General features: G+C 46.8%; 13 protein-coding genes. All 13 read left to right on the forward strand.

The window, feature by feature from the left end; translation table 11 throughout:
• Positions 1-4 precede the first annotated feature (4 nt).
• The 13 genes from EGM68_RS05030 to EGM68_RS05090 all read left to right on the forward strand — a co-directional run bounded on the left by EGM68_RS05030 (position 5) and on the right by EGM68_RS05090 (position 19,335).
• Positions 5-802 (forward strand): TatD family hydrolase, encoded by a 798-nt coding sequence (locus tag EGM68_RS05030; RefSeq protein ID WP_129548749.1) that lies wholly within the window; start codon positions 5-7, stop codon positions 800-802.
• Between the two features lie 457 nt (positions 803-1,259).
• The gene (locus tag EGM68_RS05035; RefSeq protein WP_102163348.1) at positions 1,260-1,856 is read left to right on the forward strand and encodes an ECF transporter S component; all 597 of its coding nucleotides are present in this window, start codon (positions 1,260-1,262) and stop codon (positions 1,854-1,856) included.
• Positions 1,856-3,340: an ABC transporter ATP-binding protein gene (locus EGM68_RS05040; protein WP_129548750.1), complete on the forward strand. Its 1,485-nt coding sequence runs from the start codon at positions 1,856-1,858 to the stop codon at positions 3,338-3,340. The genes EGM68_RS05035 and EGM68_RS05040 overlap by 1 nt, the downstream gene beginning before the upstream one ends.
• Positions 3,315-4,106 carry an energy-coupling factor transporter transmembrane component T family protein gene (locus tag EGM68_RS05045; protein ID WP_129548751.1) on the forward strand — a complete coding sequence of 264 codons (792 nt, stop codon included), beginning with the start codon at positions 3,315-3,317 and terminating at the stop codon, positions 4,104-4,106. Before EGM68_RS05040 ends, EGM68_RS05045 begins: the two co-directional genes overlap by 26 nt.
• 138 nt (positions 4,107-4,244) lie before the next feature.
• A complete protein-coding gene (locus tag EGM68_RS05050) occupies positions 4,245-4,970 on the forward strand; it encodes a methionine ABC transporter ATP-binding protein (protein ID WP_025677416.1) in 726 nt (241 codons plus the stop codon).
• Entirely contained in the window at positions 4,963-5,634 is a 672-nt protein-coding gene (locus EGM68_RS05055) for a methionine ABC transporter permease (protein WP_013369584.1), read from the forward strand. The genes EGM68_RS05050 and EGM68_RS05055 overlap by 8 nt, the downstream gene beginning before the upstream one ends.
• A gap of 276 nt (positions 5,635-5,910) precedes the next feature.
• On the forward strand, positions 5,911-6,768 hold the full coding sequence (locus EGM68_RS05060; protein ID WP_025677417.1) for a MetQ/NlpA family ABC transporter substrate-binding protein: 858 nt from the start codon (positions 5,911-5,913) through the stop codon (positions 6,766-6,768).
• Between the two features lie 347 nt (positions 6,769-7,115).
• The gene (locus tag EGM68_RS05065; RefSeq protein ID WP_025677418.1) at positions 7,116-7,535 is read left to right on the forward strand and encodes a hypothetical protein; all 420 of its coding nucleotides are present in this window, start codon (positions 7,116-7,118) and stop codon (positions 7,533-7,535) included.
• A 15-nt stretch (positions 7,536-7,550) separates the two neighbouring features.
• A complete protein-coding gene (locus EGM68_RS05070; RefSeq protein WP_129548752.1) occupies positions 7,551-12,518 on the forward strand; it encodes a DUF4132 domain-containing protein in 4,968 nt (1,655 codons plus the stop codon).
• Positions 12,519-12,744: 226 nt separating this feature from the next.
• Entirely contained in the window at positions 12,745-13,239 is a 495-nt protein-coding gene (locus EGM68_RS05075) for a GNAT family N-acetyltransferase (protein ID WP_129548753.1), read from the forward strand.
• A 192-nt stretch (positions 13,240-13,431) separates the two neighbouring features.
• Positions 13,432-14,415, forward strand: a complete 984-nt coding sequence (locus tag EGM68_RS05080; RefSeq protein WP_129548754.1) for a Gfo/Idh/MocA family protein — start codon at positions 13,432-13,434, stop codon at positions 14,413-14,415.
• 495 nt (positions 14,416-14,910) lie between these two features.
• The gene (locus EGM68_RS05085) at positions 14,911-17,640 is read left to right on the forward strand and encodes a beta-glucosidase (protein ID WP_129548755.1); all 2,730 of its coding nucleotides are present in this window, start codon (positions 14,911-14,913) and stop codon (positions 17,638-17,640) included.
• Between the two features lie 177 nt (positions 17,641-17,817).
• Entirely contained in the window at positions 17,818-19,335 is a 1,518-nt protein-coding gene (locus tag EGM68_RS05090) for a glycoside hydrolase family 30 protein (protein WP_129548756.1), read from the forward strand.
• Positions 19,336-19,509: the final 174 nt, after the last annotated feature.

Raw genomic sequence — 19,509 nt, forward strand, 5'->3', positions numbered from 1 at the left:
TGAGATGGATAGGAGTACACCGTTGATTGATATTGGTGTGAACTTAATGCACCGTTCGTTTCATGCAGATCGGGAACAGGTGGTCGAGAGAGCAGCGGCTGTAGGGATTACACCGTTGATTATTACTGGAACCAGTGTTCGCAGTAGTCGAGAGGCTGCTCAGTATGCAGCGCGTTATCCTGGTCAGCTGTATGCTACAGCTGGCGTGCATCCCCATGATGCCAAAAATTGCAGCACAGATACGATTCAACAGCTCCGCCAACTCGCGGTTCAGCCGCAGGTCGTATCCATAGGAGAATGCGGGTTGGACTATAACCGTGATTTTTCTCCGCGTGATGTACAGCGCCGATGGTTTGGAGAGCAGATTCAACTGGCGGGTGAGCTACATATGCCTTTATTTCTGCATGAACGAGATGCGCATGAGGATTTTGTCGCTATGTTACGAGAGCATCAAGAGCTTGTAGATAAAGCGGTGGTGCATTGTTTTACTGGCACTGCTCAGGAATTGCATACGTATGTGGAAATGGGACTGTATATCGGTATCACAGGCTGGATCTGTGATGAGCGGCGCGGCAAGCATCTGCGTGAGTTGGTGAGGGATATTCCGCTCGACCGGTTGATGATTGAAACGGATGCTCCGTTTCTGACCCCGCGTAATCTGCCTGTGAAGCCCAAAGAAGGGCGTAATGAGCCGATGTATCTCGCTCACATCGCCGCTACGATTGCTGAGTGCACAGGCCGCAGCATGATGGAGATCGAAATCGCGACGACGGAAACAGGCAAACGTTTCTTCGGATTATAGGATTGTCAAAGCCATAGATGTGGTATATATTATAGTGAATTAAAAAGCATTGTCGGGAGCTTGAGACAGTCAGGCTGAGAGGGTGGCCCTTGCCGCCGACCGTGAAATCTGATCTGGGTAATGCCAGCGTAGAGAAACCTAGAACACTATACAAGAAACAGGATTACCGCCTATTGGTGGCGACTAGTCGATGGATTCGTTTCATATCATATATCAAGTTAACGAGCTGCGGGTCTGTAAAAAGTTGCAGACGGACAAACGTTTCTTGTTTTGTACCTGACTTTGGCTTGGTTTCAGTGCAGTAGACTACTGTGCTATATGAGATATGTCGACAACTGATAATGTATGGTGATCATTTTATGACTGCGCATAAAGCTTGCCTGGAGATTCAGCTCCGGACAGGCTTTTTTTTATGGCCAGAAGGCCTATTTTAACGAAAAAGGGGAGCGTATCAACAATGAACACGAATGTAAGAGCGTCGAAAGGGCTGAAGCTGACTGATATTTTGGTCACGATTGTAATCTCCGTGGTGTTCGGGCTGGTCTACAAAATATGGGGACCTGCCTATGATTTAATGAAACCATTCGGTCTACACGCTGAGCAACTGATGTATGGCATGTGGTTTATGGCTGGCACGTTCGCTTATCTCATCATTCGCAAGCCGGGAGTTGCGATTTTGGCAGAAGTGGCCGCGGCAACAGTCAGTGCTTTTTTGGGAAGCGAATGGGGCATGTCCACTTTGTACTATGGTCTGCTGCAAGGCTTGGGAGCGGAGCTGTTCTTTGCGGCTTTTCTGTATCGGAACGCAAACCTGTGGGTCGCTTCACTAGCTGCGGCAGGGGCGGCTGTCACTTCTTTGATTTTAGACTTCAGCTATGGGTATATTGATCAGCTATCGACCTGGAACTATGTTTTGTATATTGGATTTCGGATGATTGGCAGTATTGTGATTGCTGGAGTATTCGCTTTCTATCTGGCTAAGGCGCTGGAGGTAACCGGAGTTACGCGAAGTTTGAGACCGGCAACGGAACAAGATTATAAGGGGCTGGATTGATGAGCGCGGCCAACGAAGATGTGGTGGCTTCGATCTCCCGTCTTCGTTTGAAATTTCCCGGTGAGCAAGAGTTGCTTTTCCACAATATGTCCTTATCTGTCCGCAAAGGAGAAAAGCTGCTGTTGCTGGGGCCAAGCGGATGCGGCAAATCAACGCTGCTTCAGGTGCTGAGCGGACTGATTCCACGCACGATAGAAGTGCCTATGAAATACGATGCTGCCGTGATCCCGAGTCTCTCTGGTATTGTATTTCAAGATCCTGACACGCAGTTTTGTATGTCGTATGCAGACGAGGAATTGGCTTTTGTGTTGGAAAATAAACAGGTTCCAAGGGAGCAGATGCCATCCCGTATTCGCGAGCTGCTAATGCAGGTTGGTCTATCGACGGATGATATACACTTGCCCATTGCCAGCATGTCACAGGGAATGAAACAGCGGCTGGCGATTGCATCTGTGCTGGCTATGGAGCCGGAAGTGCTTTTTCTGGATGAGCCGACAGCTTTGTTGGACGAGGAGGGCACGACACAGGTGTGGGATACCATTCGCAACATTTCGGCAGACCAGACGCTGGTGATCGTAGAGCATAAAATCAATGAAATTGTCCAGGATGTGGATCGGATTGTGGTGCTTTCTGATCAAGGAGAAATGATTGCGGACGGAAGGGCGGAAGACGTATTTCATGTGCATCGGCAGGCATTATCCGAGTATGGCGTGTGGTATCCGGGGATATGGGATGAATCGTCTTCGCCGCGTTGGAGAGAGTCTGTGACGCAGCAGAAAGATGGAGGGCATGCGGATAGTCCGTCCACCTCAGCACCTACAACGGATTTGCTGGACCTAGAACATTTTAGCGGACTCCGGGGTTTGAGCTCAGTCATTTATGTGGAGCAAGCACAGGTGAAGCCTGGCGACTGGATTGGCGTGGTCGGTGAAAACGGGGCTGGCAAAAGCTCGCTTCTGCTCTCTATGATGCGTTTACTTCACACGCAGGGTCGTTATTGCGTGTGCGGAGCTGAGGCAGGCAATACGGAGCAACTGGCTGAGCGTATTGGGTTCGCATTTCAAAATCCCGAGCTGCAATTTGTAGCGAACACCGTACGAAGGGAACTGGAATATTCGTTGCCCAAGAGCCTGTTTACAGCTGAACAGTGTAGGGAACGAGTGGATCGAATGCTTATACAGTTCGGACTGGAACGGCTGGATGAACGCCATCCGTATCAGCTTTCGTTGGGCCAAAAAAGGCGGTTGAGTATTGCTACGGCTATGATCCGTGAGCCGGAAGTGCTGCTGCTGGACGAACCGACTTTTGGGCAGGATGCGCGTAATACCTTTGTCATGCTGGATATGTTGGAGCAGCTGAGAGCGGCAGGCACGGCCATTGTGATGGTTACGCATGACCCGGAAATTGTCCGTCGATATTGTACCGATGTATGGCGGATTCAGAAAGGGGAACTACAGTATGAGCCTGTCCTTTCCTCATCATGAAACATGGCTGCATCGTGTAAACCCGGGCCTAAAGCTCGTGATGTTTTCCCTGCTGTTTGTGATCGTTATAGTCATCCATGATCCGAACGTTATGTTTAATGTTGCATGTGCTATGCTGCTGTTGCTTGTCTGGTCAGGCCATCCATGGAAGCGGCTGCTCCTGTACGGATCCCCCTTTATATTGGTGTTTATTTCAACCTCAACAGGCATGATGATGTTTGGCAAAGGAGTGACGACCTGGTGGACATGGGGCCTGATCCATATTACGCAGGAAAGCTTTTTCCGAGGCATGCATCTGGGCTTTCGTGCACTGAGTATGGCCGCGGCAGGGTTGCTGTTTGGTTTAACGACTCGTCCGGTGAGCCTTTTTTATTCACTGATGCAGCAATGGAAGCTCCCTCCCAAGTATGCATACAGCTTTTTGGCAGCTATGCGGTTGATGCCGATGATGCTGGAGGAATTTCAGGCTTTGAGACATGCCCACCGTATTCGAGGTTTACACCAGCATGTGTCCAAATGGAATATGTACGCCACGCTCCGCAGGTACGCAATTCCGCTACTCGCTCAAAGTATCCGGCGTGCACAGCGCATTGCTATTGCCATGGAAGCCAAGGGTTTTGCTAATGAAACCAAGCGCACGTATTATTATGCGATCGGCTATTCGGCTGTAGATTTTATATTTATTTTTTATTTTGTGGTGCTGCTGATGTTGGCTTGGGGACTTGGTACCTGCTTTCCTTATGTAGGGGTATGGGATGTACGTTAATTGTTGCAAAAGGCTTTGCCCGATTTCTGCTCTGTGGTATATTAATGCAATGGGAATTGACGGCTCGTACAGACCCGCCTGGGCTGGCGGGCTTATTACATTTTCCCGCAGTAATGGATCATCAGGAGGCCAAGTTACATGATTACGCTGCATCAGGTAAACAAGCATTATACCACCTCAAGCGGCCCATTTCATGCGGTTCAATCCGTGTCCCTTCAAGTGGAGGAGGGGGAAATTCACGGTATCATAGGTGCCAGCGGTGCCGGCAAATCTACGTTGCTACGGTTGATGAATGTATTGGAAAGACCGGATGAGGGAAACGTGGTTGTGAACGGGGAAGATCTGACTCGCATGCCGGAAAAACGTCTCCGTGAAGCTCGGCGATCCATAGGGATGATTTTTCAGCATTATCATCTTATTCACAATCGGACGGTAAGTGGAAATGTAGCAATGCCGTTGGAACTGGCAGGTGTCGCGAAAAAAGAGAGAGCAGAACGCGTGCGCGAATGCCTGCAATTCGTCGGTTTAGCGGATAAGGCAGAACAGTATCCGGCACAACTGAGCGGAGGCCAAAAGCAACGTGTTGCGATTGCCAGAGCACTGGCGAATCGACCTGCGGTGCTGCTTTGTGATGAGCCGACCTCAGCCCTTGATCCGCAGACGACTGCGGATATTCTAGGCGTGTTACGGGAGATCAACCGTGAACTGGGAGTTACCATTGTAATCGTCACGCATGATATGGACGTGGTACGCAACATTTGTACCCATGTATCAGAAATGCGGGATGGACAGCTGCTTTCAACGCAACGTGTAGCTGACGCTGCGGTAGGTTCAACAGCGAAAGCAGGTGAAGCTGATGAATGAAATGCTAAGCATCATTGCGCAATATCAGTCTGAGATATGGAAAGCCATCGGAGAGACGTTTATCATGGTGGGGATTTCCATCGCAGCAGCTGTACTGTTAGGGCTTCCGGCAGGAACGATTTTATATTTGTGCGGCAAAGGGCAAAAATATGAAAACCGACTGCTCTTCACCATTCTGAACAGTGTGGTCAATGTCATCCGCTCATTCCCGTTTTTGCTGCTCGTCGTGTTTATGATTCCATTTACACGTCTGGTCGTAGGGACGGCGCTGGGCACGATGGCTGCTACGGTTCCCTTGTCAGTGGTGGCCATCGCCTATTATTCGAGGCTGGTGGAGCAGTCATTGCTTGAGGTGCCCAAGGGTGTGATTGAAGCCGCTACGTCTATGGGAGCATCCACCCTCCAGCTTATTTTTAAATTTCTGTACGTGGAAGCCCGTTCCGGGCTAGTACTGGGTTTGACCACGTCCACCATTAGCTTCATCTCCTACTCCACGGTGATGGGCATTGTGGGCGGTGGCGGGGTAGGCGATTTTGCCATTCGCTACGGTTACCAGCGGTTTGAAACAGGCTTGATGGCGTTCACCATCGTCGTTATGATTATTTTCGTACAAACGATCCAGTTCACCGGAAGCACCATATCCCGCCGGATCGACAAGCGGTAAACGGCAGATTGTATGGCAATTCACTTGCAACACCCACTATGGGAAATAAAAATAACTTTACAGTACCTCAAAAGCGGAGAGAAGGATTTGAATCTGGAGAAGCGTTAGCGTTCGCCTTTGAAATGGGATTCAAACCTATAAATTACTTTAGAAATCAGAGAGAATCCCATTTCAACAGCGATCGTAAGATCAAATCATTCGCGAAGCGGCTACGGCTCCTACTGTAACTCATATTTTATCTTCCCAATCACAACTAATTTGGAGGTTCATCATCGAATGAGTCGGAAAAACAACATGAAAACGAACTTGAAATTACTTACACTATTTGCAGTCGTTATGCTGCTGGTTGCCGGATGCGGTGGTCAAAAGCAGGCTACACAAGAAACAACAACTAAAGAAGCAGCTTCCCAAAAAGAAGTAACCTTGAAAGTAGCAACGCTAATCCCACCGATGACAGATGTGCTGGATATCGTGAAGCCACTGCTTAAACAGGACGGAGTCAATCTGGAAATTGTTGTGCTTTCAGACAATATCCAACCGAACAACGCATTGGCAAGCCGTGAAGTGGATGCTAACTTCTTTCAGCATGCACCGTTTATGCAACAATATAATGAAAGCAACAAATCTGATTTGGTAGCAGTAAAACCAATTTATAACGCCATTTATGGCGCGTACTCCAAAAAATACAAGAACGTTAAAGACCTGCCCGAAGGTGCGACGATTGCCATTGCCAATGATCCGGCCAATACGGGACGTTCTTTGGTAATGATGGAGCAAAACGGTTTGATCAAGCTTAAAGAAGGCGTAGGCTATAATGCTACACAGGCTGATATTATTGAGAATAAGAAAAAGTTTGTGTTTAGAGAAGTGGATTTGTTGATGCTGGCGCGGTCGCTGGATGATGTGGACATGGCTGCCATGTATCCCGCATATGCCAAGCCGCTCGGTCTGACACCGAAGAAGGACGCACTGATTACCGAAAAAGATGATACGCACTTTGCCATTAATTTGGTAGCGCGTAAGGATAATGCAGATACTGATGCCATTCAAAAGCTGGCAAAACGAATGACCGGACCGGAAGTACGTAAATTTTTTGAGGACAATTACAAGGATAGCGTTGTTCCAGCATTTTAAATAAATAAGTATTGAAACATTATTTTTGATGATATTTGACCTGTATAATGGAGTGAAGTCTGTAAAGAGCAGATGGTCTCCCTTGTGCAGGTCTTTTTCTTTTCCATCCTTAATATGGATAAATTTCATCGAAAACAGGGTACAAAGTCTTATTTTTTAAGATTTGGGGTGTTACAACGTTGTGAATTTTGGTCATTAAGGGCGATAGAGTAATGATAAGGAACATATTAAAATAATTATACGAACAAACATTCGTCTTTCGTTTTATTAATGATGTTTGTATGAGGGTCGAGAAATTCAGCTGACAACGGGTCAAAAGTGTGAATAAACAAGGAAGGGAAACGATAATGAAGCTGTTTGTAACTGTAAAAAGTTTGGGAAAGCGCAAGCCCGCACTCGCACGACACGAAATAGAGCTGAACCCTACTCCAGAAACATTGCGAGATTTGATTACTGCAACCGTTGCCCTGAATGTTCAGAAACTACGGGAAAAGCAGGAGAGTGTCGCGCTGATTCCGTTCCTCACGGGAGAGGAAATTCAGGCACAAGGCGAGATAGGCAAAGTAGGATTTGGTTCCATATATAATGACGGTGTTCCTGATATTGAGGATGCCGTGAACACGGCGATGCAGGCCTTTGAAGATGGATTATACAGAGTTTTTGTATGTGATGAGGAAGCGATTGAACTGGATGCTCCTTTGTCACTTCATGCAGGGGATGAGATTGTATTTATACGCTTCACAATGTTGGCTGGAGGCCTATGGTAGAGGAGGAGACGAAATATGCATCAGGAGAACAATGAGCAAGAATATTTCGCCACACTGAAAGAGCGCGCAGCGCAACTGGGTGAACAGCAACAGGAGTTGGCTCAGTATGTTGTGGAACTGGGTAAGCTTCATTACATACAAGAGGTCGAGGAGTCATTTATCGAATGTCAGCGAATATTGAAAGAACGGGCGGTAGAAAGCGGAGAACGGCTGTTCAAGCCACTGGCAGAGGTACTGCGTGCTCTAATTGGACAAACAGCTGGCAATGTGTTCGCACATCTAACAGAACATGTGACTGAATATCCATACAGCACCGGATATGAGCGCAGACCGTTTCGCACTTCGGATATTACCGCTCATACTTCCCGAATTTATAAAAAAATGGTGCAGTTGATCCGAATGGACTGTATCGGATTCTCTATAATGGATTATTTAACGAAAAAAGACTATGAACCAGGCAGGGATTACCGAATTCAGGAGACGATTGGTGATTGTATTGCTTACGAGCTAGACAATGGCAATTCACAGGTGCTTGAGGCGCTAAAAGCTATTATTTATGGGGATAATCAGGCGGCGCTACTCACGCGCAATATGATTAAAGGCATGCTGCTGAGCCATCAAGAAGAGAATTATCACATGATTGGCGAGCTGCTGGCAGCGGCCAAGCTTCAGGAGGGATTGCGCCAAAGCATTGTGGAGCAAATGGATGAAGGAACTCCAGAGGCTCTCATTTATCTGTTAAAGGTGATCATCGACCAAGGCTTCATTCGTTACAGTTCGGTGGTGCGGGCGCTTGCAGTCTGGACGGGCATGGGCTTGGAATCCGCCAATCAGCGGGTCGTTCGCCAACTGATCGAGCAGGCATATGAAGCATTGACTCGCAGTGAATTGCGCCAGGAATGGCTGACCAGCTCAAATGCTAATGAACTGTATATGAGTTTGTGGGCTACAGCAGTACATGAGGAACGTGACTTGTATGGACAGGTTCGCCAACTTATGGAGCAGGGAGCAGCTTACCAGAAGATCGTAGCACAATATGTACTGTCTAATACTAAAAACAAGGATCTGCGCCTCGGAATTGCTAGAGAATATCTGGATGAGACGGATCCGGAGCTTCGCTATTGGATACTCACGAACTATACAACTGATTATTTTTATGAATGGGTAGAAGGCGGGACGGTCGCGGATCGAATCGTTAAAGTGGCGCGCACTCCTTTGTTGGAGAGCAAAGAGGAGCGTCGTAAGGATTTTGAACGACTTCATAACCTGTTTGTACATATGAAAAAGGGAGAGTCTACCGAGCCCTCCAAGGTACTGGATTATGTAAATCTGTATCACCGCTCGGATGCAGCTATTCAAAAAATGCTGTATCTCGCTGGTTATGATATGGACGCTTCCTGGATTGGGGAAATTATAGCCTTAAAGGATCAGATTAGCCCTAATCTGCGCGGCGAGATATTGAATCATTTTGTGCAGAATCCTGAGGATGCGGTACAGCGTGACTTTATTTTTTCCAGCTTGTCTGACAAAAGTATGAGTATCCGTGAGTTCGCTGTGGCTAAGGCGCGTAAGCTGACGCTGTCGGAACCAGAAATGCAGCAAATGGAAGCCTTATTAAAGCTCAAGACAGGCTCGTTGCGACAAAGTGTCATCGGTGTGTTGCTTTCACAATCGGAAGAGCCGCTAGCTGGCTCTTTGGAACGCTTGCTTCGTGCTAAGGCGGAACTGCAACGATTGGGTGGCCTGGAAATTTTGACGAAGATATATGCAGATCCTGATCGTGCCGAGCAGTATGAAAGCCTGCGGTCTTTGGCGGATATCATTCAGCAACCCACCGCCAAAGAGGAGCAACTGCTGTCCAAGTTGGGACAGGAGGATGCTTATACAGGGACAAACGGGTTTGGCCTGTACGATCCGAATGTCAAGGAAGCTTGGTTGGAAGAGAAAGTTGATCTGGGTGATTTCCGAATGGCCGATGTTTTTGTTAGCCCATTGGAGAAGCTCAAGCAGTTCTTGAATGGACTGGATGAACTGGTTCATCATCATCGTGATGTGGAATATACTGCGGAGTATTATTCAGGCTACAAAGATACATTGCTTATTGGGACGAACCTTCGCCCTCTACGGATGATTCAGGTCGATGAAGAAGTAGATTCTAGGCTGTCTTTATATCCTCTTTACGAGGAATGGGACCGTTATTTGCAGGAAAGCGGCATAGAAGCGCGTGATCTGCTGGAGCTTGTTTTTTATGATCGATTGGAGCCTATGGACCGAACGTTGGATCGTTACTATCGATATTTCTCATTTAACTTTGGCTATTCAGAACAAAGCAAGCACAAGCTGTTGGAAGGATGGCGTAAAGACTTCGCCGAGCAAATGTATCCTTTAGAGCGGATTAACGAGGTTCAAAAGTGGATGGCAGAGCTGACCTATACCGATCAGGTAAGCACATTAATTAATGCCTATTTTATGGACACAGCCGGAGCCGAGACATTTGACGTAATCGACCTTGCCTTAAATTCACTGATGCAGAGTATGCCTAAGGATAGACCTGCAGAGGATATGGGAATGTTTCATCTATTGTCCAGTCCGTGGGTGGCATTGGAGAAGGGACGAATTCATGATAGTGAGTCCTTTAAGCGCTTTTTCCATACCTTTGTGAACTACGCAGAATGGCCAGGAATGGAAAATCGTTTTTATTCTCCGCTGGATCTGGAGGATTACTTCAAAGCCTATGAAAAAGGGCTGATTGGTGTAGGTGAAGTGTATCGGGAGCTGTTGGCCAGTAGTGATAGCAGAAGCCATATGAGCACCTTAACCAATGCCCGTAATACATGGATTTCCAGCAAACCAGAATTTTTGGAGATACGTCGTACGGTTATTGATCGACTGCTGGAGGTTGAATTGGTTCGAGGCGACTTGCCTACCGAGGCCACACCAAAGGTGATGGGTCTGAGCCGGATTGAAGGCATGGATTATTTTATCCGTATTCTGGAGGGTCTCGACAAGGAAACGTTCGTGCGTGGTTATGTGTACGGCTACGGTGATCGTATTACCAAAAAGGAATCGTTCAGCCACTTACTCAAGGCGTGTTATCCAAGTGATGGCGAGGATGCTGCATTGCTCAAGGAAAAGCTGAAACACACTAAAATTACAGATAAACGCCTGCTGGAGGCGGCAATGTATGCCCGGCAATGGATTGAGATTGTAGCAGGTTATCTCGGATGGGAAGGACTTCGCAGCGCGGCATGGTACTTCCATGCGCATATCAATGAAGGCTTTTCGGCTGAGAAAGAAACGATTGTAGCTCATTACTCACCGATAGCTCCGCAGGATTTTAATGACGGTGCCTTCGATATTCACTGGTTTCATGAGGCCTATGAGACGCTGGGCGAGGAACGATTTGATCTGCTGTACGATTGTGCCAAGTATATTTCGGCTGGAGCCAATCATCGTCGCTCCCAGTTGTTTGCGGATGCAACGCTGGGTAAGCTGAAACGGAGTGAAATGGAAAAATCAGTGGAAGACAAGCGAAATAAAGACCATTTGTTGACCTACAGTCTGATTCCACTTGCAGAGCCGCCTGAATCAGATGTCCGCGAACGTTATGATTTTATCCAGAAGTTTCTGGAACAAAGCAAAAAATTCGGGGCACAGCGTAAGGCTAGTGAGGCACTGGTTTCACGGATTGCGCTCGGGAATTTGGCACGTAACGCAGGTTATGATGACGTAACCCGTCTCGTCTGGGACATGGAAGCTCGCAAGCTGGATGATCTCCGCTCTTATTTTGAGCCTCAGGCCTTGGATGAGGCTACAACGATACAACTCGTTATTGATGATGAAGGAGCAGCAGATATTGAAATTGTCAGCAAAGGGAAGACGCTGAAATCCATTCCGGCTCGTTTCAAGAAGGATGAGTATGTTACGTCGTTGAAAGAGCTTAAAGGAGATCTGGTAGACCAATATCGCAGAGCTCGCAAAGAATTGGAGCGCTCTATGGAGTATGGTACGACCTTTATGGTAAAGGAATTGAGAGGACTGCTAGGCAATCCTGTGCTTGCTCCGCTGGTGCGGACACTGGTTTTCAAGGCTGGCGATCACCTTGGATATTTTAACGGGGATACGTTAGCGTTGACTGCTCCTTCTGCTGAACAGCATACTATTGGAGAAGAAGATAAGCTGATTATCGCACATCCACTTCATTTGTACGAAAGTGGTCGTTGGAGTGAATTCCAGAAGGACCTATTCGACCGTCAGATACGCCAGCCATTTAAACAGGTGTTCCGTGAGCTGTATCTGCTGAATGCTGATGAACGTGCTAACGCGACAGTTTCCCGTCGGTATGCGGGACACCAGGTACAGCCGAATAAAACGGTATCTCTACTAAAAGGTCGCCAATGGACGGTCAGCTATGAGGACGGACTCCAAAAGGTGTTCTATGCCGATAATCTGATTGCGAACCTGTATGCCATGGCCGACTGGTTCTCACCAGCGGACACTGAGGCTCCTACACTGGAGACCGTGCAGTTCTTTGATCGGACAACATATAAGAGCGTGCCTTTGGAGGAGGTCCCCCCTGTTCTGTTCTCTGAAGTTATGCGGGACGTGGATTTGGTTGTCAGTGTTGCTCATGTAGGCGGCGTTGATCCAGAGGCTAGTCTGACGACCGTTGAAATGCGTAAGGTCATTGTACAGGAATCTCTTCGTCTGCTGAAAATTAGCAATGTACGCTTAGATGGGAATTATGCACGTATAGATGGGAATCTTGGCGAGTATGCGGTCCACCTCGGAAGCGGTGGGGTCTACAAGCAAGCGAAGGGAGCACTGCACATTATTCCGGTGCATTCGCAGCATCGTGGGCGCATCTTCTTACCATTTCTGGATGAGGATCCAAGAACAGCCGAGATTCTATCCAAAATAGCGTTGCTGGCTGAGGATCAGAAGATCAAGGATCCGCAAATTCTTGCACAGCTTCAAGCGTAGGATAGAAATTGTAATATAGAGAAAATCATAATGAACTCAACGTTCGCACTTAGACATGGGTTTCAATCGACTAAACAGGTGGAAGCTCAGTTTAGCTGCGGAGGTTGAGTTATTTAATACAAGGTACGAATCAAGCACGAATAAGGAGATATACATAAAAGGTTGTCTCTGTATTTTGGCGGGAAGCTTATGACATCACAATTGACGATAATAGGAGAATACAGCGATGGTAAATAGCATCCTTTTAAAAGAGTACGCAACTGAGTATCAATCGCAAGTTGTCGATTTAATTTTACATATTCAACAAAACGAATATCATATCGCCATCACTAAAGAAGATCAGCCTGATCTGCTTGATATTGGAAACTTCTATCAGCATGGCAACGGAAACTTCTGGGTGGCTCTTCGTGAAGGAATTGTAGTAGGGACGGTTGCCTTGCTAGATATCGGAAACCATAAGACGGCGCTCAGAAAAATGTTTGTCAAACAAAACTATAGAGGCAAAGCCTTTAATGTTTCGAATCAATTACTACAGCATGCCATAGAATGGGCCAAGAAACGGTCTGTTGAAGGAATCTATCTTGGAACAACACCGCAATTCGTTGCAGCTCATCGATTTTATGAGAAGAATGGATTTGTTAGTATTGCTCCTGATGAATTGCCAATGGGCTTTCCAATTATGAAAGTGGATACAAAGTTTTACAAATACACCATTCAATAAATGGCCTAACCAAGACGATCCTGAAGAAATTCCTGCTCAAACTTGACTTCGTGTTCGCCTCGCCGTCTTTCTGCGAAGCCGTAACACAAACTGTTGCCGAACAGGAATTTCTTTTGTTTAGGGCAGGGGTTTGCTAGAATGAAGAAGATCGTGTAAGTCTACGTTAACTATACAACTGGGAGGGATACAAGTATGAGCAAAAAGATAAAATGGGGAATTGTCGGTACGGGATGGATCTCAGATCAGTTTGTTGCTGATTTGCAGCATGTTACGAATGGAGAAGGATACGCCGTTGGATCACGCAATATTGAAAGCGCTACCGAATTTGCAACCAAGCATCACATAGCACAGGCATACGGTAGCTATGAGGAATTAGTGCAAGATTCCGAAGTCGATGCGATTTACATTGGAACCCCTCATCCTTTTCATAAAGAGAACGTTCTAGCGGCTCTTCGAGCGGGCAAAGCCGTCTTGTGTGAGAAACCCTTCACCGTCAACAGCAAAGAGCTGGAGGAACTAATCAGCTATGCGCGTGATCATAAGCTATTCCTGATGGAAGCAATGTGGACACGTTTTTTGCCACCGATTCGCCAAGTGCGGGAGTGGATACATGAGGGACGTATTGGTGAAGTAAAGTTGGTGAAGGCGGAATTCGGTTTTCGTATAGACTGGAACCCAGAGGGAAGATTATTGAATCCCGAGCTGGGCGGAGGGGCATTATTAGATGCAGGAATTTACCCCGTTTCTTTTGCTTCGATGGTGTTTGGCCCTGAGCCAGAGCATGTATGGAGTACTGCTCATATCGGGGAAACGGGCGTTGATGAGACATTTTCGATCATGCTGGATTATGGAAAAGGACGCACGGCTATGCTTAACGGGGCGGTTCGTCTCGGGCTGACGAATGAGGCTTATATCCATGGAACCCAGGGCTATATCCACATTCCATCTTTCCTAAATAGTACATCGGCTACTTTAGTTGTGGACGGTGAAGAGGCACAGAACTTTCAGGATGACCGCTCCTCTACAGGCTATGCTTTTGAGGCAGAAGAAGTCGGGCGCTGCTTGAACGAAGGTTTGCTCGAAAGTTCTACTATTTCTTTGGATGAATCATTAGGAATTATGAAATTGATGGACCAGATTCGTTCACAGTGGGGACTTCGGTATCCATTTGAATAATCACATTGAATCCACATTGCCTCCAGGGACCTTTCAGGTCTCTGTTTTTTTATTATCCTTTCTTTTTTATACATAAGTATTTCCAATTCCCTAAAATAGAGGCTTTGGTCGCACGCTAAAAAAGATCATAGATGCATTTCAAAGCGTGGGACATATGAATCATTTTTTAGGATTATAAATAGTTAAAAAACAGTCATTAAAAAGTTACAAAAGTGTAATCTTATAATCAGTTAACTGAATTGTTAGCGCTCTCTTTATATGAAAAAGAATGAAGGTCCTAGTATTCTTCTTCCAAAAACTTTCAATGAAATTTCCGAAAATGTGCGGTAGGGTGGTAAACGTGTCACTTGAGCCATTGCGGCTTTTGCTGACTTGCTTGCTTACCCCGTGGCTCTGGATTCTTGTTGGAGCTCGCAGGGTCGAGAGCCTTTGCAAGCCTGTGAGCGTTGAATAGGCATTCACCTCATGACCAAACATCAAGGAGGAATTACAAACGTGAAAGTAAAATCAACATGGTTGTTCCGTATGGTGATGATGACAGTCATTGCGGCTGTTGTGATCGGACCTATGCATATTGCAGGAGCGGCAGGAAGCCGGACAGATCGACCTTGGATGAACACATCCCTGTCGGCTGAGAAACGGACAGCATTGCTGTTACAAGAAATGACGCTGGAAGAAAAAATAGATCTGGTGACTGGTAAGGTCAACAATTATTATGGATTTTATAATAATTCGATGGAACGGTTGGGTATTCCGGCGTTAAAGATGGCAGATGGACCTGCGGGTGTTCGGATCGCCAATCCGGATGTGCAGGACAAGCAATCAACTGCGTTGCCGGCCCCTATTGCATTGGCTGCAACGTGGGATACCCAGGCTGCCAAACAGTATGGAGATTTGATTGGAGACGAGGCTTTTAATACGACTCATAATGTGGTGCTTGGACCGGGGATGGATATTGCCCGTATTCCATGGGGATCGAGGAACTTTGAATCTATGGGCGAGGACCCGCTACTGCAATCGCAAATGGCGACCGCTTATGTCAAAGGTGTGCAAAGCCACCCTGTCTTGGCGACTGCGAAACATTACCTTATGAATAATCAGGAGACGGAGCGTTTCACGACAAATGTCAAAGTCAGTGACCGTGCGCTACATGAAATTTACATACGCCCGTTTCAGGAGGCTATTGCCAAGGCAGACTTGGGCGGAGCTATGTGCTCCTTTAACAAGGTCAACGGCGAATCGGCATGTGAGAACAAGACCATCCTGACAGACCTTTTGAAAAAGGAAATGCAATTCAAAGGCTTCGTGATGAGTGATTATGGCGCAAATCTGAGTACAGTCGAATCGGCAAATAGCGGCTTGGACCTGGAAACACCTGGAACACCTTATGGTAAATGGGGAGATCAGCTGCTGGATGCTGTCAAGAATGGCAAGGTAAGTGAACAAACGATTGATGATAAGGCTAAGCGCATTCTGGTGCAAATGTTCAGTAAAGGTTTGTTTGATCACCCGGCTCAAAATAATCAAATTGATGCCCGTGACCATGGTAAAACAGCCCGTCAATTGGCTGAGGAAAGTATGGTACTGCTTCAGAATAAAAACAACGTATTACCGTTATCTCAAGATAAACTCAAATCCATTGCTGTGATTGGTCCAGATGCAGATAGCGGCACAGTGGCAGGCGGAGGCAGTTCGTTGGTAAACCCGACATACACGGTGAGTCCGCTGGAAGGCATCCGTAATCGTGTAGGCAAAGGAGTTACCGTCAAGTATGCACCGGGCACGGACCCTATTTCTGCGGGAGACATTATGCCAGGTCCATCAGCTGTTCCGTCTTCGTTGCTGACCACATCCGATCAGAAAGAGAATGTCAGTGTTGGATATGCGACTTATGGCGATGCTGAGCAGGGACTGCGAGGCGAATACTGGACGAATAACAAGATGGAAGGCAATCCGATTCTTGTGCGCAATGATGATCAAGTCAATATGAATCTTGGCTTTTATAATTATCAGGGCTTCAATGCGAAGTCCCCTAAAGTTCCTAATACCCCAACAACACTAAATGGTTTGATATCTGCACGCTGGACAGGGGCCATTGCAGCTCCCAAGGATGGTGACTATGCATTGTCATTAACCAGTTTGGGGTCAAGCAAGCTGTATCTTGATGACAAGCTATTTGTAGATAATCAAGGTACGAAGCTGGGAACAACGAAGAAAAACATCTCGCTCAAAGCGGGGGAAAAGCATAAGATACGAATTGAATATCGTGCCGATTATCCAACGAATGGTCGCGATTCTGGTGGTATGGTTCGTCTGGGCTGGGAGCCTCCGGCAGATACGACAGACAAGCTGATTGACAATGCTGTAAAGCTGGCTAAAAAATCGGATGTTGCGATTGTGGTCACACGTACGTATGAGAGTGAAGGCTATGTGGAGCGTTCCGATATGGAGCTGCCGAATAATCAGGATCGGCTGATCCGTGCGGTTGCCGCTGCCAACCCGAAAACCATTGTGGTACAAATGAGCGGCAGAGCTGTGCAAATGGACACCTGGCAGGACAAAGTTCCAGCGATCGTACAGGCATGGTTTGCTGGTCAAGAGCAAGGGAATGCCATTGCGCGCGTCTTGTTTGGGGATGTGAATCCTTCTGGCAAGCTGCCAGTAACCTTCCCGGTTAACGAGCAGTCTACACCTGTATCCTCACCGGAGAAATTTCCGGGTGTCAATGGAGTCGGTGACTATTCAGACGGTATTTTTGTAGGCTACCGTGGATATGAGAAATCGGGTATTCAACCTGCATTTTCCTTTGGACACGGTTTATCCTATACAACTTTCGGGTACAGTGATTTGAAGGTAAAACAGCATGCGAGTGGAAAGAAATCCGATCGTACAAGTTCTGTCGAGGTTTCGCTTAAATTAAAAAACACTGGCAAAACAGCCGGAGCTGAGGTTGTGCAGGTATACAGCGGTAAGCTTCCGACCAATGTAGAGACTCCATCACGTCAATTGGCAGGTTGGGCCAAGGTAGAGTTAAAGCGGGGCCAAGAGAAGAAGGTTCGCATTGAGCTCGACCCGAAAGCTCTCTCTTATTGGGATGAAAAATCCAAAGCATGGGTTATGCCATCTGGTGAAGTTCCGATTTATGTAGGCAGCTCCTCTCAGGATACAAGACTGACAGGAAGTGTTACGATTCCGGCAACCTCTACAGAAAAGGCAAAAAAGTAATCCCGTTATATTCCTTTTAAAGTGGTTAAATTTCAAGAGAGCACGGGCACTAGCACCGGCTCTCTTTTTGCTATAGATATGTAACATTCAGTAGGTATGCAAAGGGAAACCCAAGTGAAAGCTGAAATAGAAGGAAATATAGGGGACAGTCTGATTATGGAGAGAGGAGGACATTAGATGAAGAAACTCCCAAAACAGCGACGTTCTGACTTCTTCCTGCTTATAGTTGCAGCTATCATCTTGATTGGTGCTATTCTGATCAGTCTGGCTATGCAGAATGGTGTGAACACGGCAGGCGAAAGGAATGTCAGTATGTGGCTAACCACACCAGACCCGGCGAATCGTCTGACACAGCAAGCCCCAATCCCATGGAGAAAAGACAACAGTAACGAAGTTGCAGCGAATGCGGATACACTGACGGTTGAGATTAGACCAGATATTCGTTACCAGACGATGGAAGGGTTTGGCGCAGCAGTTTCCGGTTCGTCCGCATATCTGATGAATCATGGCATGTCTGCCAATCAGCGTGATCAGTTGCTCAATGACTTGTTTACAGCCGGCGGTATTCAATTAAGCTATATTCGCCATACCATTGGAGCATCAGATTATTCAGTGGATGAACAGGGACAGCCTAGCAGCTATACCTACGATGATGTGGCAACAGGCAAGGACTATGAGCTAAATCATTTCTCCATTGCCAAGGATCGGGATGTGATCGATGTGCTGAAGCAAATTCTGAGAAGAAACCAGGATTTACGGATTATGGGGACTCCATGGACGGCCCCGCCCTGGATGAAATATGGTGAGCAGATATATAACGGTTGGTATTTGGACTATACCGATGCGCGTGTCTATCAGGCGTATGCTGACTATTTTGTTCGTTATATACAGGCCTATGCGAATGAGGGGATTCCCATTCAGGCGATTTCCATTCAAAATGAGCCGGAATTCACCACGTCCAAGTATCCCAGCATGAGTATGGGAGCAGTGGAGCAGGCGAAATTTATTAAGCAATATTTAGGCCCTGCTTTAAGTCGAAACGATTTGTCTACCCATATCATTGCCTTTGACCATAACTGGGATACTGGGAGTGAATATGCCAAGACCGTGCTGGGAGACGAACAGGCTCGAAGCTATACGCACGGAACGGCCTTTCATTGCTACAAAGGAGAGCCGACAGCGATGTCAGACGTGCACAATGCTTTTCCGGATAAGCCTGTTTATATGACAGAATGCAGCGGAGGAGCATGGAGTCCGGGCTTTGGAGATGATTTAAGCTGGGATATGTCCAAGCTGATTATTGGCGCACCCCGAAACTGGTCGCAAAATGTCCTCTTTTGGAATATTGCCCTTGACCCGTCCGGCGGTCCGACCAATGGTGGATGTACCAACTGTAGAGGTGTAGTGACCATCGACCCGTTAAGCGGTGCCGTTACGAAAAATGTAGAATATTATGCGATTGGACATGCCAGCAAATTTGTCCGTCCTGGTGCGGTACGTATTGATTCTACTCATTATAGTGGAAGTATTGAAACGGTCGCTTATCGTAACCCCGACGGTACGCTGGTCCTGATTGCCGCCAATACGGGAGAGAACACAAAAACATTTAAGGTTCGGCAGGGGAATCAAGTTTTCAAATCAACCCTTCCATCTAAGTCAGCAGCTACCTTTCAATGGAAGCCTACAACTTCCTGAGAGGGCCTGTACATCCATGTTTATAAAAATTTTAGAGTGCTTAGCCCTATCTGGCTAAGTGCTCTTTTTTTCTCTACCAAGTTCCAACTATGAATAAATAAAATTTTAAGATTGTTCAGAATCGGTTCAGAAGTGGATGATAAAATCTTTTCACTAACAAAAGAATGAACCATG

The organism is Paenibacillus sp. M-152 (assembly GCF_003856555.1).
GTDB lineage: Bacteria > Bacillota > Bacilli > Paenibacillales > Paenibacillaceae > Paenibacillus > Paenibacillus polymyxa_C.

Bases quoted from the DNA above. Each gene is read 5' to 3' on its own strand.
- EGM68_RS05070 (WP_129548752.1), top strand. From the start codon at position 7,551: ATGCATCAGGAGAACAATGAGCAAGAATATTTCGCCACACTGAAAGAG.
- EGM68_RS05035 (WP_102163348.1), top strand. From the start codon at position 1,260: ATGAACACGAATGTAAGAGCGTCGAAAGGGCTGAAGCTGACTGATATT.
- EGM68_RS05075 (WP_129548753.1), top strand. From the start codon at position 12,745: ATGGTAAATAGCATCCTTTTAAAAGAGTACGCAACTGAGTATCAATCG.
- EGM68_RS05065 (WP_025677418.1), top strand. From the start codon at position 7,116: ATGAAGCTGTTTGTAACTGTAAAAAGTTTGGGAAAGCGCAAGCCCGCA.
- EGM68_RS05040 (WP_129548750.1), top strand. From the start codon at position 1,856: ATGAGCGCGGCCAACGAAGATGTGGTGGCTTCGATCTCCCGTCTTCGT.
- EGM68_RS05080 (WP_129548754.1), top strand. From the start codon at position 13,432: ATGAGCAAAAAGATAAAATGGGGAATTGTCGGTACGGGATGGATCTCA.
- EGM68_RS05060 (WP_025677417.1), top strand. From the start codon at position 5,911: ATGAGTCGGAAAAACAACATGAAAACGAACTTGAAATTACTTACACTA.
- EGM68_RS05045 (WP_129548751.1), top strand. From the start codon at position 3,315: ATGAGCCTGTCCTTTCCTCATCATGAAACATGGCTGCATCGTGTAAAC.
- EGM68_RS05050 (WP_025677416.1), top strand. From the start codon at position 4,245: ATGATTACGCTGCATCAGGTAAACAAGCATTATACCACCTCAAGCGGC.
- EGM68_RS05030 (WP_129548749.1), top strand. From the start codon at position 5: ATGGATAGGAGTACACCGTTGATTGATATTGGTGTGAACTTAATGCAC.
- EGM68_RS05055 (WP_013369584.1), top strand. From the start codon at position 4,963: ATGAATGAAATGCTAAGCATCATTGCGCAATATCAGTCTGAGATATGG.
- EGM68_RS05090 (WP_129548756.1), top strand. From the start codon at position 17,818: ATGAAGAAACTCCCAAAACAGCGACGTTCTGACTTCTTCCTGCTTATA.